General features: G+C 70.4%; 4 protein-coding genes. 2 read left to right on the forward strand and 2 right to left on the reverse strand.

All coding sequences use genetic code 11. The features are described from left to right. Positions 1-298, forward strand: a 298-nt coding sequence (locus I53_RS25905; protein ID WP_251982461.1) for an adenylate/guanylate cyclase domain-containing protein, incomplete at its 5' end; no start/stop codon positions are given. Positions 299-354: 56 nt separating this feature from the next. On the opposite strand, the gene I53_RS35525 is transcribed toward I53_RS25905, so the two are convergent. Together I53_RS35525 and eno are read right to left on the reverse strand one after the other, a co-directional pair. Further along, positions 355-759 (reverse strand): DUF3574 domain-containing protein, encoded by a 405-nt coding sequence (locus I53_RS35525; protein WP_236962139.1) that lies wholly within the window; start codon positions 757-759, stop codon positions 355-357. Next, positions 756-2,045, reverse strand: coding sequence for a phosphopyruvate hydratase (gene eno, locus I53_RS25915; protein WP_043356273.1), 1,290 nt, complete (start codon positions 2,043-2,045; stop codon positions 756-758). Before eno ends, I53_RS35525 begins: the two co-directional genes overlap by 4 nt. A 194-nt stretch (positions 2,046-2,239) precedes the next feature. Here eno and queF point away from each other — a divergent pair, with 194 nt between their 5' ends. Further along, on the forward strand, positions 2,240-2,692 hold the full coding sequence (queF, locus tag I53_RS25920) for a preQ(1) synthase (protein ID WP_043356277.1): 453 nt from the start codon (positions 2,240-2,242) through the stop codon (positions 2,690-2,692). The last annotated feature ends 22 nt before the right edge of the window (positions 2,693-2,714 follow it).

Consider the following 2,714-nt stretch of genomic DNA (forward strand, 5'->3'; position numbering starts at 1 on the left):
CCGCGGGTCTGCCGGAGCTGCGGCCGAGTGCGTCGTGCATTTCGGGACGGTCATCTACGGCAATGTCGGGACCGAGCGGCGCCTCGACTTCACGATCATCGGGCGGGCGGTCAACGAGGCCAGCCGGATCGAGAGCCAGTGCGCGGCCCTCGGCCATGCGCTCCTGGTCTCGGATTCCTTCGCCGAGCGGTGCGCCCGGCGGCTGGAGCCTGTCGGGACGATCGAGTTGCGGGGCCTGTCGCGGCCGATGCGGGTCTGGACCGTGCCGGCGGAGCCGTCCGATGCCGCGTCGGCCTGAGGCGGCGCAGGCTGCGGGGCCCGGAAGACCGGCCTCCCCCCGTCCTGCCGCCGCCCTCAGAACAGCGCACAGCTCCGCTGCAGCACCAGCCCGACGGCGCCCTGGGCGAAGTGCTCCCGGTACTCTTCCTTGATGCTGCGCAGGGCCGCGACCGCCTCGGGCGTCGCCCCGGTGACGATGAGGACGATGCGGGCAGCCTCATGCACGCGCCGTCCGTCCGGCCCGCGCCACTGGCCCCGACCGGAGAACACCGTCAGCCCGTCCGGGAAGCGGGGGGTGATCCGCTCGGCCAGAAACCGGTCGAAGGCCCGCTGCGGGATGAGGCCGCCATCCGGCCGCGACAGGCCGAACAGCAGTTGCGCGCTGAGCGTCGGACGTGCGCCGTCGCAGAGCGGGTCGGCACAGGCTGGGCCGGCCGCTCCGAGGGTGAGCAGGCCGGTCAGCAGGATCCGCCGGATCAGCGCCGGGCGAGCTGCTTGAGCGCCGCCGGGCCGGCATAGAGCGCCTGCGGGCCCAGGCCTTCCTCGATGCGGATCAGCTGGTTGTACTTGGCCAGTCTGTCCGAGCGGGCGAGCGAGCCGGTCTTGATCTGCCCGCAATTGGTGGCGACCGCGAGGTCGGCGATGGTCGAATCCTCGGTCTCGCCGGAACGGTGCGACATCACCGCGGTGTAGCCGGCGCGCTGGGCCATATCGACCGCCGCCAGGGTCTCGGTGAGCGAGCCGATCTGGTTGACCTTGATCAGGATCGAGTTGGCCGTGCCCTCCGCGATGCCGCGGGACAGGCGCTCGACGTTGGTGACGAACAGGTCGTCGCCCACGAGCTGGCACTGCGCGCCGATCTTGTCGGTCAGGAGCTTCCAGCCGGCCCAGTCGTCCTCCGACATGCCGTCCTCGATGGAGACGATCGGATAGGTGGCGACGAGCTGCGCGAGGTAATCGACCTGCGCCTCGATGGTGCGGGTCTTCCCCTCGCCCTCGTAGGCGTAGGCGCCGTCCTTGAAGAACTCGGTGGCGGCGCAGTCGAGCGCCAGGGCCATGTCCTGGCCGGGCTTGAAGCCGGCGGCGCTGATCGCCTCCATCACGAAGTCGAGAGCGGCCTCGGCGGACGGCAGGTTCGGAGCGAAGCCGCCTTCGTCGCCGACATTGGTGTTGTGACCGGCCTTCTTCAGCTTGCCCTTGAGGGTGTGGAACACCTCGGAGCCCATGCGCACGGCCTCGGCGAGCGAATCGGCGCCCACCGGCATGATCATGAATTCCTGGAAGTCGATCGGGTTGTCGGCATGCGCCCCGCCGTTGATGATGTTCATCATCGGCACCGGCAGCACCCGGCCCTGCACGCCGCCGACGTAGCGGTAGAGCGGCAGGCCGGACGCCTCGGCCGCGGCCTTCGCCACCGCCAGCGAGACGCCCAGGATCGCGTTGGCGCCGAGCCGCGCCTTGTTGGGCGTGCCGTCGAGCTCGATCATCGCCTCGTCGACCGCGACCTGATCCTCGGCCTCCATGCCGCCGATCGCGTCGAGGATCTCGGTCTGGGCCGCCTCGACCGCCTTGAGGACGCCCTTGCCGAGGAACCGATTCTTGTCGCCGTCGCGCAGCTCCACGGCCTCGTGGGCGCCGGTGGAGGCGCCCGACGGCACCGCGGCGCGGCCGAAGGAGCCGTCCTCCAGGATGACGTCGACTTCGACCGTGGGGTTGCCGCGGCTGTCGAGAATCTCGCGGGCGCTGATATTGGTGATCGCGGTCATGGAACGTCCTCTCGCGGGGGCCGCGGGTCGGTGGCCGCGCCCAAATCAGAGGGTGCGGCGCATCGCGGCGGCTTATCCGTCAAGCGGCGGCCGGCGGCAAGCGTCGGGACGGGCGGCGCACAGCCCGGTCCACCCGGGAAAGCGTCGCGGATCAGACAGATGCGCGCGGCGCCGACAGGCTTTATATGCCCGCCATGACCTCCGCCAACGACCTCCAGCTCGGCCAGCCGACGCCTTTCCCCACCTCCCCCGAGGAGGCGCGACTCGACCGGGTCCCGAACCCGCACGCGGACACCGACTACGTCGCCCGGTTCACCGCGCCCGAATTCACCTCGATCTGCCCGGTCACCGGGCAGCCGGATTTCGCGATCCTGGTGATCGACTACGTGCCCGGCGACTGGCTCGTGGAGTCGAAGTCGCTGAAGCTCTACCTCGGCTCATTCCGCAACCACGGCGCGTTCCACGAGGATTGCACCGTGGCGATCGGCAAGCGGCTGCGCGACCTCCTGGAGCCGCGCTACCTGCGCATCGGCGGCTTCTGGTATCCCCGCGGCGGCATCCCGATCGACGTGTTCTGGCAGACGGGCGAGCTGCCGAAGAACGCGTGGCTGCCGGATCCGGGTGTGCCGCCCTTACGCGGACGCTGACCGGCCAACGAAAAGGGCGACC

Origin of the sequence: Methylobacterium sp. B1, from assembly GCF_000333255.1 — a bacterium.
In the GTDB taxonomy this organism is placed as follows: Bacteria; Pseudomonadota; Alphaproteobacteria; order Rhizobiales; family Beijerinckiaceae; genus Methylobacterium; species Methylobacterium fujisawaense.

What these genes read in the sequence shown, in the direction of transcription:
- eno (WP_043356273.1), bottom strand. Translation starts at nt 2,045, where the DNA reads ATGACCGCGATCACCAATATCAGCGCCCGCGAGATTCTCGACAGCCGC.
- queF (WP_043356277.1), top strand. Translation starts at nt 2,240, where the DNA reads ATGACCTCCGCCAACGACCTCCAGCTCGGCCAGCCGACGCCTTTCCCC.